15 protein-coding genes are annotated in these 18,000 nt (G+C 64.6%); 2 read left to right on the top strand and 13 right to left on the bottom strand.

The window, feature by feature from the left end; translation table 11 throughout:
* Window positions 1-22: 22 nt before the first annotated feature.
* Together leuD and leuC are read right to left on the bottom strand one after the other, a co-directional pair.
* Window positions 23-685 carry a 3-isopropylmalate dehydratase small subunit gene (gene leuD / locus BG83_RS0107165; protein ID WP_024976076.1) on the bottom strand — a complete coding sequence of 221 codons (663 nt, stop codon included), beginning with the start codon at window positions 683-685 and terminating at the stop codon, window positions 23-25.
* A complete protein-coding gene (gene leuC / locus BG83_RS0107170) occupies window positions 678-2,120 on the bottom strand; it encodes a 3-isopropylmalate dehydratase large subunit (RefSeq protein ID WP_024976077.1) in 1,443 nt (480 codons plus the stop codon). The genes leuD and leuC overlap by 8 nt, the downstream gene beginning before the upstream one ends.
* Before the next feature lie 127 nt (window positions 2,121-2,247).
* Between leuC and BG83_RS0107175 the strand changes: the two genes are divergently transcribed.
* Window positions 2,248-3,162: a LysR family transcriptional regulator gene (locus tag BG83_RS0107175; RefSeq protein ID WP_024976078.1), complete on the top strand. Its 915-nt coding sequence runs from the start codon at window positions 2,248-2,250 to the stop codon at window positions 3,160-3,162.
* Between the two features lie 14 nt (window positions 3,163-3,176).
* On the opposite strand, the gene BG83_RS0107180 is transcribed toward BG83_RS0107175, so the two are convergent.
* The 5 genes from BG83_RS0107180 to gudD form a co-directional block, all read right to left on the bottom strand.
* Entirely contained in the window at window positions 3,177-4,118 is a 942-nt protein-coding gene (locus BG83_RS0107180; RefSeq protein ID WP_024976079.1) for an aldose 1-epimerase, read from the bottom strand.
* Window positions 4,118-5,326 (bottom strand): porin, encoded by a 1,209-nt coding sequence (locus BG83_RS0107185; RefSeq protein WP_024976080.1) that lies wholly within the window; start codon window positions 5,324-5,326, stop codon window positions 4,118-4,120. Before BG83_RS0107185 ends, BG83_RS0107180 begins: the two co-directional genes overlap by 1 nt.
* A gap of 94 nt (window positions 5,327-5,420) precedes the next feature.
* Entirely contained in the window at window positions 5,421-7,832 is a 2,412-nt protein-coding gene (locus BG83_RS0107190; protein ID WP_024976081.1) for a TIM-barrel domain-containing protein, read from the bottom strand.
* Between the two features lie 10 nt (window positions 7,833-7,842).
* Window positions 7,843-9,135: an MFS transporter gene (locus BG83_RS0107195; RefSeq protein WP_024976082.1), complete on the bottom strand. Its 1,293-nt coding sequence runs from the start codon at window positions 9,133-9,135 to the stop codon at window positions 7,843-7,845.
* An 86-nt stretch (window positions 9,136-9,221) separates the two neighbouring features.
* Window positions 9,222-10,592 carry a glucarate dehydratase gene (gene gudD, locus BG83_RS0107200; protein ID WP_024976083.1) on the bottom strand — a complete coding sequence of 457 codons (1,371 nt, stop codon included), beginning with the start codon at window positions 10,590-10,592 and terminating at the stop codon, window positions 9,222-9,224.
* Between the two features lie 87 nt (window positions 10,593-10,679).
* Here gudD and BG83_RS0107205 point away from each other — a divergent pair, with 87 nt between their 5' ends.
* Window positions 10,680-11,435: a FadR/GntR family transcriptional regulator gene (locus tag BG83_RS0107205; protein WP_024976084.1), complete on the top strand. Its 756-nt coding sequence runs from the start codon at window positions 10,680-10,682 to the stop codon at window positions 11,433-11,435.
* A gap of 305 nt (window positions 11,436-11,740) precedes the next feature.
* On the opposite strand, the gene BG83_RS0107210 is transcribed toward BG83_RS0107205, so the two are convergent.
* From BG83_RS0107210 to BG83_RS0107235, 6 genes are all read right to left on the bottom strand, one after another.
* Window positions 11,741-11,992, bottom strand: coding sequence for a GlsB/YeaQ/YmgE family stress response membrane protein (locus BG83_RS0107210; RefSeq protein ID WP_024976085.1), 252 nt, complete (start codon window positions 11,990-11,992; stop codon window positions 11,741-11,743).
* A 26-nt stretch (window positions 11,993-12,018) separates the two neighbouring features.
* Entirely contained in the window at window positions 12,019-12,726 is a 708-nt protein-coding gene (locus BG83_RS0107215) for a response regulator transcription factor (protein ID WP_024976086.1), read from the bottom strand.
* A gap of 34 nt (window positions 12,727-12,760) precedes the next feature.
* Complete coding sequence (locus BG83_RS0107220; RefSeq protein ID WP_024976087.1) at window positions 12,761-12,961, bottom strand: hypothetical protein; 201 nt, start codon at window positions 12,959-12,961, stop codon at window positions 12,761-12,763.
* Window positions 12,962-13,137: 176 nt separating this feature from the next.
* The gene (locus BG83_RS0107225; RefSeq protein ID WP_024976088.1) at window positions 13,138-15,471 is read right to left on the bottom strand and encodes a CHASE2 domain-containing protein; all 2,334 of its coding nucleotides are present in this window, start codon (window positions 15,469-15,471) and stop codon (window positions 13,138-13,140) included.
* A complete protein-coding gene (locus tag BG83_RS0107230; protein WP_024976089.1) occupies window positions 15,464-17,143 on the bottom strand; it encodes a FecR family protein in 1,680 nt (559 codons plus the stop codon). Before BG83_RS0107230 ends, BG83_RS0107225 begins: the two co-directional genes overlap by 8 nt.
* Window positions 17,127-17,840, bottom strand: a complete 714-nt coding sequence (locus BG83_RS0107235; RefSeq protein WP_024976090.1) for a response regulator transcription factor — start codon at window positions 17,838-17,840, stop codon at window positions 17,127-17,129. Before BG83_RS0107235 ends, BG83_RS0107230 begins: the two co-directional genes overlap by 17 nt.
* Between the last annotated feature and the right edge of the window lie 160 nt (window positions 17,841-18,000).

Genomic DNA, 18,000 nt, shown 5'->3' on the forward strand with positions numbered 1-18,000 from the left:
TCGAAAACGTGTTGGGAAAAATTCAGAGGGGGCTGCCCGGCGCCATTGCCGCCAGACGCGCGCGGGTCGTGGCCGCGACGTCGCGCAGCCACGGGCGCGCTTTCCAGTGCGTCTGCTGGAAGGCGCTGATGTCGCTCCAACGCGCCAGCGTCGCGCCGATCATGTCGAGCCCGTGCAGAAACATGTGGCGGTGGCGCTCGGACAGCGAGAACGATGCCTCCACGCTGTGGCTACGGACGGTCATCGATTCCACGTCGATGGCGATGTGGCTTGTGGATGCATCCGACACGTCTGCCAGGATGCGCTCCACATCAGCCTCATCAAGCATCACCAGCAGCAGGCGATTGTTCATGGCGTTGCTGTAGAAGATCTCGCCAAAGCTCGGCGCAATGACGGCGCGGATGCCGAATTGCTGCAGCCCCCACACCGCGTGCTCGCGGCTGGAACCGCACCCGAAGTTGCTGCCGCCCACGAGAATGGACGTGCCCTGATACGCCGGCTGGTTAAGCACGAAATCGCTACGCAGTTGGTGATTGGCGTCGTAGCGCAGGTCGTAGAGCAGGCCCTTGTCGAGCCCCGATTTGTCGATGCCGCGCAGGAACTGCTTGGGCATGATCTGATCGGTGTCGAGGTTGGGCGTGGGCAGCGGTGCTGCCATGCCGTCGATGTGTTTGGTATCAGGCATGGGCAGCCTCCGAGTGCTCCGATTGTGGTTGCAGGCGCAGTTGACGGACGTCCGTGATGCAGCCTGTGATGGCAGCGGCCGCCGCCATGGCCGGACTCATCAGATGCGTGATACCGCCCCGCCCCTGGCGCCCTTCAAAGTTGCGGTTGGTCGTGGAGGCACAGCGCTCGCCGGGTGCGAGAACGTCGTCGTTCATGGCCAGGCACATCGAGCAACCCGGCTGACGCCATTCGAAGCCGCTGGCGATCAGGATGTCGGCAATGCCTTCCTGCTCGGCCTGGGCACGCACGGCACCCGAGCCGGGCACCACCATGGCGCGCACGCCGGGTGCCACCTTGCATCCCTTGACGATGCCCGCCACGGCGCGCAGGTCTTCAATGCGCGCATTCGTGCACGAGCCGATGAACACGCGTTGCACCGGCAAGCCCTCGATGACAGTACCTGCCTGCAGGCCCGCGTAGCGCAATGCCCGGGCCGACGCCGCACGCGCGGCTGCATCCCTGGCCGCCTCGGGTTGCGGAATCCTGCCGGTGATGGGAATCGCCTGGTCGGGGCTGGTGCCCCAAGTCACGTACGGCGCAACCTCGCTCGCATCAAAGACATGCTCGACGTCGAAATTCGCCTCTGCATCGCTGAACAACTGCCGCCAATCCGCCAGTGCCACGCTCGCATGTGTGTGCGCCACATCGCGCGCATGTTCAAGCACGTAGCGCGTGGCCTTGGCATCTGGGGCGATCAGTGCGCCGCGCGCACCGGCCTCAACGGCCATGTTGCACAGGGTCATGCGCGCTTCCATGGAGAGCGCGGCAATCGCATTCCCCGTGAACTCGACCACATAGCCGCGTGCGCCCTGCGCGCCGATGCGGCTGATGATGTGCAGAACCAGATCTTTTGCCGTGGTGCCGACGGGCAGTTCGCCCTCCACGCGGATGCGCATGTCCTGCGCCAGCCGGTAGACCAGCGTCTGCGTGGCGAGCACGTGCTCCACCTCCGACGTGCCGATGCCGAAACCGAGCGCGCCGAACGCGCCATAGGTGGTCGTGTGGCTATCACCGCAAAGCACCACCATGCCCGGTCGGATCATGCCCAGCTCGGGCGCAATCACATGCTCGATACCCTGCAACGCATCGTTGGTGTCGAACAGCACGATGCCGTGCTCGCGGCAGTTCTTTGCCAGGTTGGACGCCTGCAGCGCCGACGCGGGGTCCTGGATCACCCGCACGCGCACGGGGTGCGTGGGGATGATGTGGTCCACCACCGCCATCTGCTGGCCGGGCGCAGCCACCGTGCGGCCCGCTTCCGCCAAGCCGGCAAAGGCCTGCGGGCTGGTGTACTCGTTCATGATGTGCAGGTCTGCGTAGAGCAGTACGTTCTGCGCGTCGAGCTGGGCAACGGTGTGCGATTCGACCAGCTTCTGATACAGCGTCTTCGCCATGCTTCCTCCGATTCGCGTGGCCGGCTGTATCAATCGAAACCGGACCACTGGCGAGAGGAAGTGTAGACATGCACAATGCTTTTATAATTGGCGCATATCTTTATCTATTCTTCATTTCATCTGAATAATGGATCGCGTATCGAATCTGGAATTTTTCACCCAGCTCGTCAAGCAGGGCTCGCTCGCGGCGCTGGCGCGCGAGCTTGGTGTGACGCCACCCGCCATTACCGCGCGCTTGGCGCAGTTGGAAAAGCGGCTCGGCGTGCGGCTGCTGAACCGCACCACGCGGCGCCTGAGCGTCACGCACGAAGGTGAAATCTATTTGGCCACCGGCGCACGCCTGCTCGAAGAGCTGCAAGAGCTGGAGCAGACCGTCTCCAGTAGCCGGGGCACGCCCAAGGGCTTGCTGCGCATCAACGCCACGTTCGGCTTCGGGCGGCGGCATGTGGCGCCCGCCATTGTGGAATTCGCGCGGCGTTATCCGGACGTGGAGGTGCAGCTTGAGCTGACCGACCGCTCCGTCAACCTGACCGACAAAGCCTTCGACATCGGCATCTGGTTCGGCACGGTGCCGGATTCGCGCATGGTGGCGCGCAAGATCGTGAGCAACAAACGGATGCTGTGCGCCTCGCCCAGCTACCTGGAGCGCGCAGGCCTGCCGCAGGTGCCGCGCGATCTGCAATCGCATCAGTGCATCGTGCTGCGCGAGAGCGACGCCGCTTACGGCACGTGGTACCTCACGCGTGGCAGTCGACAGGAGACCATCAAGGTGCGTGGCGTGCTCAGCACGAACGACGGCGAAACGGGCGTGCTCTGGGCACTGGCCGGTTACGGCATCCTGATGCGCTCGGAATGGGATATCCACGAGCACGTGCGCGCCGGCCGGCTGGTGCCGGTGCTGACGGACTGGACGCTGCCCGTGGCAGACATCTTCGCGGTGTATCCGGAACGCGCCCACCTGTCGGCCAAGGTGAGCGCATTCATCGACTTCCTCACGGAGTGGTTCGGCAAAGAAGCGTCGTGGGCTAGCGAGCGCCACTAACGCAGCGTCGCATTTCAGGCCGTGGTTTCGATGCGCAGTTGCATGCGCATCTGCAGCGTCTCGCCGGGCACCAAAGCGCGCAGGCCCGTGCCTTCCCATCCCTGGGCCGCCAGGTTGATCGCGTCGGCCACGTGCGAAACAGGCTCCAGACAGAAATACGGTTGCGCGTGGGGTGCGTGCAGGATGAAGTGATCGAGCGGGTCGTCGGCGGTGAGCGTGAGCACGCCGCCTGCACACGACACCACGGCACGCTGCCGCCATTCGCTGTAGTAGACGCTGAGCGCTGCGTCCGGCAATGCGCGGGCGTGGCGGAAATCTTCCTGCTCCGTGATCGGCTCGCGGCGGACGGCAACTTCACCCACATCGGTCGGCCACATCGTCGCAGCATCGAACTGCACACGTGTATCAGACGTGCGCGCGAAGTACGGATGAAAGCCGCCACCTGCCGGCATGCTGCTGTCGCCGTCATTGCGCAGCGTCATGACGGCATCCAGGCCGGACTCGCTCAGCAACAGCGTTTGCGTGGCGGTGAAAGGCCACGGCCAGTTGTCTGCCTCGGGCACATAGCGCAAACCAAGCTCGATCGACGAGGCGGTAACCTGCTTCACCGTCCAGGCACGTGCATGCGCCAATCCATGCATGGCATGCGCCTGGCCCGGGTGCGGTGCGAGACGAATCTCGCGCCCGTCCCAGTGGAAGCGCCCATCGCGGATGCGGTTGGAGAACGGCAGCAGCGGATAGCATCCGGCCTTGGGCCATGCCAGCCCCTCGAAGCCGTCACGCAGGCAATCGGTCGACATCGGCGCCAGCCAGTCGACACGATGGCCGCCCTCGCCGGCCGAAGCCAGCGAGGCGATGCGGCCCCCTGCCGCCGGCGCGACATCCATCGTCAACGCGCCGGCCTGCAGCGTATGCACCGGCCCCGGTGCGAGCCAAGTTTTGGTCTTGCTGTCCATCAGAACGAATGCCGAATGCCGACCATGCCCACAAACTGGCTGCGCCCGTTCGACGGCGTACCGTTCTGTGAGTCACCCACCGACGCCACCGCGTCCACGATGGACGTGCTCGCCCCAGAAGCGCGCAGCGTCTGGCCGTTGGCGCGCTGGTAAGCCTGAATCGCATAGAACGCAGTGCGCTTGGACAGCGAATACAACTGCTCCATCGAGAACTGGTTGTACTTGGCCGGCGAGCTGATGCCGTTGCGTGCCTTCTCAGCCGTGTAGCTGTAGCCAAAAGCGAGCCGCAATGCGGGCGTCAGATCGTAGGTGGCAATCGCGCCCACCGTATTGAACGTGGCGGACTGCGTGAACAGCGAGAGCGCACCCGGCTTGTACTGAACGTTCGAGTAGTTCAGACCCACCATCAGCTTGCCGAACGTATAGCGCGCGGCCGTAGCGATGAGCTGGGCGGAATCTGCCGTGGCGTAGCCGGAGTTGACCGGCGAGTTGTTGGCGAACGTCCCGACGTTGCTGAAGTTGCCTGCCGTCGTGCCGCTTGATACGTTTTTCAGGCGCGTGTAGCCCACGCCCCACGAGAAAGCCTGGTAGTCGTAGCGCAGCGCGGTACTCACGCTGCTGCCGTTCGAAACGCTGCCCGCTTGTTCACCAAAGCCGTATTGCACACCCGCTTGCAGACCGCCCCACACCGGCGTGGTGTAGGTGATGGAGTTGTTGAAGCGTAGCGTGGTGTCCAACGCATCCACGTCGCCGGGGTGTGCGCCAGTGGCACCCGTCAGCACGTTGGTCGGGCCCAGAGATGCGACGTATTGGAAGTACGGCGTGTACGCACGGCCCAGCGTGACCTGGCCGTAGTTCGTGTTGCTCAGGCCAACGTAGGCCTGACGGTTGAAGATGAAGCCGGCCTGCGCTTGCTGACCCGTGTCGGCATTGAAGCCGCTCTCCAGACGGAACAGCGCCGTGTTGCCGCCGCCCAGGTCTTCCGTGCCATACAGGCCAAACTTGCTGGCCAGCAAGGCGCCCGAATTGATGTAGGCGTTGGAGTGGCCGCCCTGGTTGCTCGAATAGGCAAAGGCGTTGTCGACCACGCCGTACAGCGTGACCGACGTTTGCGCTGCGGCATGCATCGAAGCTCCCGCGCAAAGCAGCGCAACCGACGCATAGACCGGCGTGAGGGAACGGGAACGTTTGGCTCGTGTGGTTTTCATCGTTGTTATCTCGGAAATCTCCTGCACCAAGGGAACACCGTGCATCCCGGGGTCTCTCCGGACCCCGCACGTGATGCGCAGCGAGGATGCGGCACTAGGCCAGCAATTGCAACTTCAGGCGGCGCCAGCCGCCCGCAACATCGGTTGCCAGCACGCGGGCACGCGGCGTCTGCACTTGCCGTGCATCACCCGCGGGCAGGTGAATCTCGACCGTGTCGGCGTGCGTCGGCATCTTGCCTTCGCGCGAGACGTGCAGCGTGATGGCCTCGGCGTCAGACACCGCACGCACACTCCAGCGGCCCTGCTCGCCATTGCGCCACGCTTCGGTTTCGCCGTCGTCTTCAATGCAGCCTCCAACCGCCTCGCCAACACCTTGCATGGGCACGACAAGGAAGCCGCGTTGATCGGCGCGCTGATCGAAATGCTGCTCCGCCACGTTCAGCGCGATCACGCCGCCTTCGCGAATCAGCATGACGGGTTGGTCCCACGGCGAAGGCAGCGTGATGGTCTGTCCGCCCTCGAACGCCGCGCCGCTCCAGTACGACACCCAGCGCGCGCCGGCCGGCAGATAGACAGTGCGCTCGGTCTGCCCTTCCTCCACGGTCGGCGCCACCAGCAGCGACGCGCCGAGCATCATGTCATCGCACTCGGCGTAGCAGCGGCGGTCGTTCGGGAACTCGGCAAACGTAGGCCGCAGCACAGGCTCATAGGCCTGCGTGGATTGCCACAGCAGTTCGTACAGATACGGAATCAGCCGATAGCGCAGCTTGATCAGCGAGGCGATTTGCGAGGTGACCTGCGGATACATCCAGGGCTCGTTGACGGTCTTGTCGTCGTTCCAAGAGTGGATGGAAAAGCGCGGCATGAACACGCCAAACGCCACCCAGCGCACCAGCAGCTCCGGCGACGGCGCGGGGCCCGCAAACCCGCCGATGTCGTGACCGATGTTCGAGACACCCGACAGCGCAAGCCCCAAACCCATCTTCAGGTTGTAGCGCAGCGTCTCCCACGAGGTGTAGTTGTCGCCGGACCACGTCTGCACATAGCGCTGCATGCCGACACCACCTGAGCGCGACACAAGAAACGGCCGACGCTGCGGCGCAAACTCAAGTTGCGCCTCGCGCGAGGCGCGCATCATCAGCATCGTGTGCAGCACCTTGGCTTCGCGGATGGGCGCCTTCTCGCCGAACCCGTGGGCGAAAGCGTCGGGCGTCCAGACTTCGAACTCGTTGTTGTCGTTCCAGGTCGACGCCATGCCGTACTCGAGCAGCGCGCTCTTGACGTTGGCCTTCCACCAATCGAGCGTTTTCGGGTTGGTGAAGTCGAGATACGCGCCGACCTCATCCCAGAATTGCACCCACGCCGGCTCACCCTTTGCATCGCAAATCAGCAGGCCGGCCTCTTTGGCTTCTTCAAACTTCGGGTGGTCGCGCAGCAGGCACGGCTTGATGTTCGGACACAGGCGGATGCCGGCGTCCAGATAGCTCTGGACGAAGCCGCGTGCATCCGGAAACTTATCGGTGTTCCAGTTGAAGACGTAGCGCTTCGGGCCGATCGACGTATAGCCCGACGAAAGGTGGAACGAGTCGCACAGGATGTCGTGCTCTCGACATCCCTTGATGAACTCGGCCATTTGTTCCTGCGCATCGGGCGCATCGGTGTACGTCATGGTCGAGCCGGAGTACCCAAGGCCCCACTTCGGCATCCACGCGGGGCGACCGGTCATCCACGTAAAGCGGCGCGTGGCATCGAGCGGCGTGTCGGGCGAGGCGATGAAGTAGTAATCGAGATCGCCATGCGGCGCCACAAAGTAGCGATAGTGGCCGTGATAGTTGTCCAGCTCGCGGCCCATGTCGAAGCTGCAGTCGGACAACGTGTCGTAGAACAACCCGAAGCCGGTGCTGTTTTCCGGTTGCCACGTCACGTAGAACGGGATGTGCTTGTACAGCGGATCGGTCGTGCGCGCGCTGTAGCCCATCGCATCGATGTTGCGCATCTCGTAGCGCTGGTGCGCACGGTTCATGTCACCGGCGCGCTCGCCCAAGCCAAAGTACATCTCGCCGGGTTCGCGGCGCACGTAGTGGTAGACCTGCTCGTCCCAGTAGCCAAAGTTGTAGGCCTGCGTGGGGCGATCATTCAGCACCGTTTGCCATTCGCCGGCCCTGCGGATCTGCCATGTGCAAAACCCGCCGGCGAGCGCAACGCTCAGGCGGATCTTGCTGGTTTCCACGCGCAGCGTGTCGGCATCGCTCAGCAATTGGAATGCCGGGAGCGAGAAGCCGGCGAGGTCTCGGCGGTCGCGCCCTTCGAGCGGCGTGTCATCACCGCCGGGTGCAATCGACCACGTAGCCGGGCCACGCAAATCGCCCTGCGGCAGCACCAGCACGCGAATGATGTCTTCTTCCAGCACGAAGAGTTCAATCGCAGCGCCGGTGCTGCTGGCCAGGCGCAGCCGGTTGCCTTCGTGCGCCTGGAGTTCGAATCGGGGGGGATGCAACATGGACATCGGTTTCAACTCAGTGTGAAGCAGAAAGACTCATCTGACGCGCGGCGCGCTCTTCCTGCGATTGCCCGCGAATCAACACGATCAGCAGCACCGCGCCGATCAGATCAAATGCGCCCAGCATGCCGAACAGCGGGCCATAGCCCACCTTGTCGGCCAGCGCGCCCACCAGCAGCGAGAAACCCAAGCCACCGATCCACGCTGCCATGCCGGCAAAGCCGCTCGCGGTGCCCACCTCTTCCGGGTCGAACACGTCCGCAGACAGCGTGTTGACCAGGCCAGAGATCATCTGGTGCGCGAAGCCGCCCACGCAGAACAGCGCAATCGCCGTATAGGGAGACGCCACGAGCCCGACGCACGCCGGGCCAATCATCATGAACGCACCCAGCACGACCCCGCACACACGCGACCACACCAGCGGAATGCGGAAACGCTTGATCAGGAACGGCGACAGATAACCGCCCGCCAGGCCGCCCAGGTCAGCCGCCAGGAACGGCAGCCACGCGAACATGGCGATCTCCTTCAGATCGAGGTGGCGCTCGTTGACGAAATAGAGCGGAATCCAGAAGCTGAAGGTTTGCCAGGCCGGCTCGGCAAAGAAGCGCGCCAGCGCAATCGCCCAGAAGCGGCGCGACGTCACAACATCCCTGACCGGGCGCTTGCCGCGCTCGGCACTCACGGGACGGAGCTGCCCGCTGATGATCTTTTCGCGCTCAGCATCGGACAGTGCAGCATGGTCCTTCGGCGAACGATAGAACGCGAACCACAACGCGGCCCACAAGAAGCCGAGGGCGCCAGTCACAACAAATGCCGACTGCCAGCCGTAACGCAGGTGCAGGAAGATCACCAGCGGCGGCGCCAACATCGCACCGAGCGACGTACCCGAATTGAACCAGCCGACGGCAACGGATTTTTCCTTGTCGGGAAACCATTCCGCCACGGCCTTCATGCCCGACGGAATGGCAGCGGCTTCGGTCAGCCCCATCAGGGCGCGAAAACCCGCCAGTGACAGCCACCCGCTTGCGCCCGCATGCAGCACGCCAGCAAACGACCACAACACACCAAACAGCGCAAAGCCGATACGCAAGCCAACCAGGTCAACGATAAAGCCGCAGACCGGCTGCATGACGGTGTAGCCGACCTGGAAGGCGGCCACCACGTAGGAATACTGCTGGGTGCTCATTCCCAGTTCATCTTTGAGCGTGGGCGCAAGCACACCCAGCGAGTTACGCGCCAGATAGTTGACGATCGTGCCCAGGCACACCAGCACGATGATCCACCAGCGCAAGCCCTTGATGGTCTTCACGGTGTTGTCTCCGATGTCTTCTTATTGGTTATTGATCTACGAGGCGACGTAATACCGCTTGCGCCGCCTCGGGTTCGCCGTAGCGGTCAGCGCACCATGCAGGGGCGCTTGTTGTCGAACTGCCAGTTGGGAATCAGCTGGCGCATGGCGATCGCATCGTCGCGTGCGCCCAGGCCGTGCTGCTTGTAAAGCGCGTGGGCCTTCTCCAGTTGGTCCATGTCGAGCGTGACCCCCAGGCCCGGCGCCGCCGGTACGGCAATCTCGCCGCCCACGATCTGGAACGGCTCGCGGGTCAGGCGCTGGCCGTCCTGCCAGATCCAGTGCGTATCGATGGCGGTGATGTTGCCCGGCGCGGCTGCGGCCACGTGCGTGAACATCGCCAGCGAAATGTCGAAGTGGTTGTTGGAGTGCGAGCCCCAGGTCAGGCCCCAGTCGTCGCACATCTGCGCCACGCGCACCGAACCCTGCATCGTCCAGAAATGCGGATCGGCCAGCGGAATGTCGACCGAGTGCAACTGAATGGCATGCCCCATCTGGCGCCAGTCGGTGGCGATCATGTTGGTGGCCGTCGGCAAGCCGGTGGCACGGCGGAACTCGGCCATCACCTCGCGGCCCGAGTAACCGCCTTCCGCGCCGCACGGGTCTTCGGCGTAGGCGAGCACGTCGTGCTTGTCGCGGCACAGGCGAATAGCCTCTGCCAGCGACCACGCGCCGTTCGGGTCCAGCGTGACACGCGCCTCAGGAAACGCTTCGGCCAGTGCCGTCGTGACGACCATTTCGTCATCGCCGCTCAGCACGCCACCCTTGAGCTTGAAATCCTTGAAGCCGTAACGCGCATGGGCCGCCTTGGCTAGGCGCACCACCGCTTCCGGCGTGAGCGCTTCTTCGTGGCGCACGCGGGTCCAGTCGTCAGTGGCGTCGCTGCCGTCTGCGTAGTCCAGGTCGGTACGTTTGCGATCGCCCACGAAGAACAGGTAACCGAGCACCGGCACCCTGGCGCGCTGTTGCCCCTGCCCCAGCAGCGCCGCCACGGGCACGCCCAGGTGCTGGCCGAGCAAGTCGAGCAGCGCGCTTTCCAGCGCCGTCACCGCATGAACGGTGGTGCGCAGATCGAAGGTCTGCAACCCGCGGCCGCTAGCGTCGCGATCGGCAAATTGACGGCGCACGCTGTTGAGCACGTTGTTGTATGCGCCGATCGGTTGTCCGACAACCAGCGGCGTCGCGTCCTCGATGGTCTTGCGGATGGTCTCGCCACCCGGCACCTCGCCGACACCGAGATGACCCTCGGAGTCTTCCAGGATGACGATATTGCGGGTAAAGAACGGGCCGTGTGCGCCGCTCAGGTTCAGCAACATGCTGTCTCGGCCGGCCACGGGAATGACCTGGAGGCGCGTGACGCGCGGCGTGTGCAGTGGGGGTTCGGAAGCTTGGTGATTCATGGTCATCACGTATGTCATCAGTCGTCGTACAACATGGAACGGGACTATAATTGACACATTCCTGCTGAACTACCCCTGGTAAACCCGCCCCTTTCCGGAGATTGCATGCCCACCCCCAATCCGCCCGCAACGCTTGTGCGCCGCACCCAAAGCTTGGCGGACGTCGTGGTGGACCACATCAAGGGGCGTATCGCGAGCGAATCCCTGCGCGTTGGCGACAAGCTGCCGACGGAATCCGCTTTGATGGAAGCACTGGGCGTAAGCCGCACCGTGATACGCGAAGCCATTTCGCGCCTGCAGGCCAAGGGGCTGATCGAAACACGTCACGGCATCGGCAGCTTTGTGCTGCCACCGCGCACAGACAACAGCATCCCGCTGGGCGACGCATCCACAATGCACGACATCCTGAGCATGCTGGAACTGCGCGTCGCCATTGAGACGGAGTGCGCGGGCCTGGCCGCCCAGCGCATCTCTCCCGCCGAGATCGACGCCCTGCGCATGGCGCTCGAAGCCATCGAGCAGGACCAGGCAGACGGCAACGACAGCGCCACCTCCGACCTGCAATTTCATCTGAGCATCGCGCGCGCCACGGGCAATGAACACTTTGTTGGCGCCCTCGCCCAGCTCGGCAAAACGCTCATCCCTCGCACGCGGATGGGACTGGAGCAGGTGGGTTACCTGAACGCTCCGGAACTGCGCGCCACCGTCAACCGCGAGCACCACAGCGTCTTTGACGCCATTGCCCGCAAAGACCCTGAAGCCGCGCGCGCTGCCATGCGCATGCACCTGTCAAACAGCCGCGAACGCCTGCGCCGCGCGCACGAAGCGGCCGGCACGCAAGCAGCGGCAACGGCGGGCTGAGTTGGCCCGAAGACCGTACAGTTGTACGACGTCTTATTACCCAGCACCAACCATCTCCCGCCCCAACGTATTGGCGCCGTTGATAAAGATTTGCATTCCCTCGCTCTCAGCCACGTAACCTGAGCTTGCACCGACCCCTCGTGGGTGCGCTCCGGTCGCGGAAGAGAGAGCCGCGGCCTTCTTGGCCCTGATGCTGCTGTCCCGAGTATCAGGGCGTTTCTTTTTGGCAGCCGTCACTCGATCCGCCTGCTCGAGCAATAAAAAAGCCCCGACTCGCGGGGCTTTTATGTTTGCGAGCGCTGCACTCAGCGATCGCGAGCCATCAGATGATAGCCGGCCAGCAGGATGACGGCGCCGGCCACCGAACCGACAAACCCCGCCGACTGGCCAGGCTCATACCAGCGCATCAACTGCCCGAGAAAGGCGGCCGCCAGCGCGCCGGCAATGCCAACCATGATCGTGAGGAGGAAGCCGCTCACACCCCGCCCTGGCGTGATCCACCGGGCCACAAGCCCGACCAGAAAGCCGATGAGGATGGTGATGCAGAGCAGTTGCATGGCAGTGGCTCCGTGGGTTGAGGCTGTCAGTGCGTTGCAGCCACATCCATCACGCGCTCCAGGCAGAAGCCCTGCCCGTAGATGGCGCGCAGGCGCAGGCCGTTCTCCGTGCCAAGCCGCAACTTCTTGCGCAGGCGTGAGACATGCGTATCGAGCGTGCGTGAATACGGGCTCAGCTCGCGGCCCCAGAGCGCGAGTTCGATGTCGGCGCGCGAGAGAACACGCCCCGCATTCGCGAACAGCAACAGCGCCAACTCAAATTCACGCGCATGCACTGACACCGAAGCATCATGCAGGCGGATGGAACGGTTCTGTCGATCGAGCGTGTACGGCCCCAGGCGAATCTCCGACGCTCTCACAGCCCGGCTCACGGCAAAGCGGCGGATCAACGCATCGAGCCGCGCCAGCAACTCAGGCGGACGGATATCACCTTGGAAGCACAGGTCTGCACCGTGGTTGAGCGCCTCTGCGGTTTCGGTATCGGCCTGGCCGTCGGCAAGGTAGACGATCGCCATACCAGGGCCGACGCGCTCGCGCACGGTACGCACCAGCGACAGCCCGGGCATGTCGTGCGCATGGGCACCGACCATCAACAGGTTGATGCCGTGCACATCAATGGCTTCAAAAACTTGGCGGGAGAGAAACAGCGGCACACATTCGAAGCGCGTGGGCTGCAGAGCGGAGTGGATCGCCTGCTGGCGGGCGAGGTGCGTGTCGATCAGACCGATTTTCATGGCTCGGTTTCGAGGTTGACTGCGTGCGGCGCGGTCAAGCGGTGGTGCGACGATGGTGCTGTGCATTGCCGTCGTCGCGACCACCGCCGCGCCACATGGATACATGCCGACCAGCCAGCCAGAAGCGTTCGACCTGCGGCGGGTTCCCGTCGCCGCGCAGGGCTTGATGCAGTTGGGCGCGAACGCGTTCGTAATCGCATTCGCTCAAAACATCGGTTGCAGTCTGGCTCAACATTCGTGGCGCCTCGGGCGTGTCTGTGCTCGGTTTTCCAAGGTGCCGTCGTCTCTCGACCGGCGTGTCACCGGCGCATGCTGTGCGGGTCGGCCAATGAACTGTAGGGCCGCCGCAGTGCCAAAATGCAAATGATTGAAAAGGAAATGTGGCAAAGGCCACACGAGACCGCGATGGCCTCAGGCGTCGTGGCGATGTGTGCCGCGCGGCAGCCACAATGTGAAGGTGGAACCCAGCCCCGGCGCGCTCTGCACGGCAATGCGGCCGCCGTGCCGGTCAACCACTGTCTTCACGAACACGAGGCCCAGCCCACTACCGGATGGCGCATTGGCCGCGCCCTCATGCAATCGATGGAACGGCTGGAACAACCGAGGCTGATCGGCAAGGGCAATGCCGGCACCCTGATCGGCCACGGCCACCGAGAACATCGCCTCGTCCTGCTCCACCGACACCGTCACCACAGAACCGGCCGCGCTGAACTTGATGGCGTTGTTAAGCAGATTCACCAGCGCGCGCACCAGCAAGCGCGGCTCGCCTCGCACGGTCGCTTCGATGTCGGCTACCACGCGCACTTCCACCTGGTGACGATTCGCGAGCGGCCAGACCTCATCGGCGGCATCGAGAACAAGGCCCAGCAGATCCACATCCACCAGCTTCAGTGTTTGCGATTCGGCACGCGCCAGGTCGATGAAAGCATCGGCCAGTTCGAGCGTGCGCGACGACAATTGCCCGATGCGCGAGAGCAGCGCCTCGCGATCCAACGCGCGGGATGTGTCTCGCTGCAGTTCAATCAGGGCGAGGATGGCACTCTGGGGCGAACGCATGTCGTGTGAGATGAAACGCAGCGCTTCCTCGCGGTGGCGCTCGGCCTGTCGCACCGGCGTGATGTCGGCAAAACTGACGATGATGTCGACGGGGCGACCCGCTTCGTCGCGCAACGCGGCAGCGTGCATCAACATCGAGCGGCCGTCGTGCGTTTGTAGCTCGACAGGTTCGAGCCCGGTGGGGTCGGCCAGCCAGCGCGCCCAGTAGTGCTCGCCAGCGGCGGGGTCGGGAAACGCACGCGCCAGCAGTGTCGGCAGGTCGCGCAACGCAGCCGCGCGGTTTTGACCGGGCGTCTGCAACTGGCCGGCGAGGTCCGCGCTGCGGCCATTCGCCAGGCGGATCGTGCCGTCGCGCGTGCAGACAACCGTGGCATCGGGCAGGCTCTCCAGCGCATCGGCCAGGAAACGGCGCAGCGCGCGCAGCTTGTCCGTGAGCGCGGCGACGGCATCCATGTGCGCACCCAGGGTGCGGCCGGTGCGAGTCAGCGGCGCGGTATCGCCCAACAGGCCGGGCTCGCGCGCCAGGCGCTGCATCTCGTCGCGCAGAAAGCGCAACGCGGCTTCCTGCTGACGCCAACTCCACAGCGGATACAACACCAGTGGGCCAACCAACGCAGCAAACGGCGGCAACCAGCGATTGCCGAACACGAGCACGCCAATCGCGCTCAACAACAACACGGCGGCACCCGTCATCGCCACGGCAAGCGCCATCCGCGGCGTGAGCCAACGCACCGCAAACGCGGTCATCAGCAGGGGAAGCAGCGTCATCGCCCAGAACACGCCTGGCGCCACCGGCAGAATGGCACTGCCGTCGAGTACCGTCTGCGTGGCATTGGCCAGCACTTCGACGCCGCTCATCGTGCGCGAAGGCGGCGTCGCAAAGATATCGGACACGCCCGATGCCGTCGCCCCGATCAGCACCAGCTTGCCGGCAAGCGCCTCGGGCGGCACGTGGCCGTTGAGCACGTCCAGCGCCGGCACATGCCGGTATGTACCGGCCGGCCCGGCAAAATTCAGGCGAATATGCGCCCGCCGCGTCCAGCCGCCGGCATCGGTCTCCACATCAGGCAGCGCCGGTATGGAGGCCGGCGGTCGCAGCGCCTGCCGCGCGAGCTGCACGGCAAGATGGTCCAGCACATGCGCACGCGGGCCCTCGGCCAGGTATATGCCGCGCACCACGCTGTCCGCATCGGGGGCGGCATTGATATGCGCGACGGACGCGTTGATACCGAGAAACGGATAGTGATACACGCGCCCGTGCTCCGTCCGTTCAGGCAGCGCAGGCAGGATGACGTGTCCAGCCTGCTCGATGGCGGCGGTCAAAGCCCGATCCCCTTCGGGCTGCGCAAGATCGGGTTCGATCAACAGAATATCGACACCGATGGCGCGTGGCTGCGCCTGCCCGACGCGCGCAATCAGATCGGCCAGGCGGGCGCGCGGCCAGGGCCAGCGTCCCACCGCATCGAGACTTTGGTCATCAATGGCAACGATGACGATATCGTCGCGCGGGGCATGCCCGTGCAGCGTGACGGCGGTGTCGTACAGGGCGGCGTCAAGCCGGGCAACCACGCTCCAGCGCACCGCACCCAACGTCAGCAGCGCAGCCAGCACCACCAGCACACCCCACTCCACCAGCGCGCGCCGCCCAAGGCTGCGCACGTCCGATTTGGCGGGTACGGGTTCAGTCATTGAGAAGGAGATTGCTGCCGCCGCTCTGCACCGGGCTGCGCGCGGAATCGCCGACGAAGGTGCCGACGTCAATGCGCTGCGGCTTGGCGTAGACCACCGATGCCGCATCGCCCAGGTCTACGCCGGTGCGGATGTAATACACGCCGGACGGCGGCCGCGGAATGGTGGCCTCGTTGCCTTCGCTCACAACGTCGGCGATGGGCTTGGCGAAGCTTGTGTCGCCGGCCAGTTGCACACGCGTGCGCGCGCCAGATGCCGCCAGCTCGGGCGACAGCGCAGACCAGTGGGCGTGCAGCTTGCCATCGTTGCCCGCTTCCACGGCGGCTGTCGGCACGGCATCCGGCGGAATGTCGAGCACGCGAAAACGCAGCGCGTCGCTCCACGGGCCAGTTTTGCCGTCCGCGGCCACGGAGCGCACACGCCACCACCATGTGCCTGCCGTCAATGGCTTGGTCAGACGCACATCGTTGGCATGCTGCTGAATGGCTGGCGAGGCGAAGGTCTCAGTGTCCGCGACTTCCATGTCGTAGCTGCCGGCATCGGACACGGCAGCCCATGCGAACGCCACGTCGCCGCTGCGGTAGGTCCGGCCGCTAGCGGGCTGGATCGTATATGGCGCTTCCGGGTGCAGGCGCACGGTGAACGGCCGCGTGGCCGACTCGCTTGTCAGCCCGAGCGCATCGATGCTTTGCACGACGAGCGTGTAGTCGCCGTCCTCGTCGCCGCAGAGCGTTACCGCGGGCGTCTTGCTCGATTGATAGGCGCTGAGTTCGGTCAGCGCGGCATCGCGCGCCACGGCAGCGCGATAGCCGACCGCGCCCTTGACCGGCTGCCACGTCGCGCGCAAGCATGGTGTCTGCACAAGTTCGGGAATGGCGTTCAGCTTGGGCGCCGCGGGCAGCGCTGCCCGCTTGAGATGCCCAGCCGATGCCTGCACGCCAAAGCCGGCCTTGATCGCCTGCTTCTGGCGACCGGCGGTCGTGGCCACCTCGCCTTCGAGCACGGAACTCGTCGATACGGCTTCGCTCGCCTGCACGCGGAAACGTGTACCGCGCACACCCGTCACCAGCGCCGGCGTGGAAATCTCGTACCGGCCCACGCCGTTCTTCCTGGGCGAGACATTGGATTCGGCCTCGCCCTGCTTCACGTGCACACGCACATCGATCAGCCCGGCACGCGCAAATGCTCGCACACGCGACAGCGCCACGTGGCTGCCCGGCGGCACCGTAACGCGCGTGCCGTCATCAAATGACAGGGTAACGGCGCCCTTGTCGCCGGTATCAATCTGCGACGCTTCTGCGAGCTTCATGCCCGCTTGCAGAGGCTTGCCGCCGGACGTTGCATCGCGGGCAAACACCACCTGCGCCGCCGCCGGCACCACCGGAATACGATCGAACGGAATCCGAAGGAGCGAGCCAGGCTTCAACCGATACGGATCTGCCACATGGTTGCGCTGCTGCAGCAAGCGCCAGCCTTCGACGCTGTCCATGTAACGCGCCGCGAGGTTGATCAGCGTGTCGCCCTGCTGCACGCGATAGAGGAAATCGGTGCCATCGGCGCCGGAAGGCTGAGCCGTCGCCGCCTGCCACACGCCGCCAAAAAGAACGAACGCGCCGACAAACGCGGCGCGCCCAATCAAACCACCCCAGATTGCGTCAGCTTGCTTCACCATCTTCCTGCGTGGTTTCGAGGCGATAGCCATGCGAATACACCGAGACCAGCCGCACGCCATTCTTCTGATTGAGATCGAGTTTGAGCCGCAGCTTGGAGATATGCGTGGCCAGCGTGCGCGAATCCGGGCCAATGCTGCGCCCCCAGACCGCCTGCTCGATCAGCTCACGCGGCACCAGCTTGCCGACATTACGGAACAGGTAAAGCCCAAGATCAAACTCGCGCGGCGACAGCTCGACCTGTGAGCCATTCAGCGTCAGCACGCGCCCGACCGGGTCCACCGCATACGGGCCGACGCGAATGCGCTCAAGCGATTCGCCCGTGCGCGGTGCAGCGCGGCGCAGCAGCGCACCCACGCGCGCCACCAGCTCGGCGCGGCGCACCGGCTTGATGACGTAATCGTCCGCGCCGGCGGCCAGCCCGCGCACCACATCGTCTTCGAGCGACCGGTTGGTCAGGAACAGCACCGGCAGCGCCGGGCCGACTGTCTGCCGCACCCAGCTTACAAGCTGAATGCCGCTGATATCAGGCAACTGCCAGTCGAGCAGCAGCAGGTCGAACGTGCGATCCCGCAGCGCCTTGACGAAGGCATCCCCGTTACTGAAACACTCGCATTCGTATCCGGACGAAACCAGGATCTCGCGGATCAAATCGGACTGCGCCTGGTTGTCTTCTACCGAGGCAATTCGTATCGCCATCTGGACTGCCCTTTCCCCGTAACGGGTCCGGCTATCGCTATGCGGAATGCCGGGTCACTCCCTTGGTCGTTGTGATCGGGGTCCCGGACCGGTGCATCGGTGTTCGATCCACCAGCCACCATTGGCGCGACATGTGCCCGCCGCGCAAGACCTTACCCAC

Origin of the sequence: Ralstonia pickettii, from assembly GCF_000607165.1 — a bacterium.
In the GTDB taxonomy this organism is placed as follows: Bacteria; Pseudomonadota; Gammaproteobacteria; order Burkholderiales; family Burkholderiaceae; genus Ralstonia; species Ralstonia holmesii.